This window comes from Pseudomonas tremae (assembly GCF_001401155.1).
Classification (GTDB): Bacteria; Pseudomonadota; Gammaproteobacteria; order Pseudomonadales; family Pseudomonadaceae; genus Aquipseudomonas; species Aquipseudomonas tremae.
Genome location: NZ_LJRO01000318.1, coordinates 1 through 245, shown reverse-complemented (window position 1 = coordinate 245; position 245 = coordinate 1). Strand labels below are relative to the sequence as shown.

At 52.7% G+C, this 245-nt stretch carries 1 pseudogene; it reads left to right on the top strand.

Annotated features, from left to right (window positions below):
• Positions 1–223: pseudogene (locus ALO43_RS31170) on the top strand (hypothetical protein); the annotation flags it as partial.
• Positions 224–245 lie beyond the last annotated feature (22 nt).

Below are 245 nucleotides of genomic sequence, written 5' to 3'. Positions count from 1 at the left end.
TTGCAGCGCCTCCTTAGGCGAAGTCGTACTCGAAGCGTATCGCGAGCTGCATCTTCAGCCCCATGAGCCACAGATTGACTTCGGCATCTATCGTTTTCTGCCCAACGGGGACCGCTCGGGGCGTCATTGGCTCGAACTGAAACTTCATCGCATGGATGCAATGAACGGCAATTCGTACCTTTGCATTTCTCTTAGAGATGAACAGCCTCTCAACCTGTTCTGACCCAGTTGGCAACCTGATACCA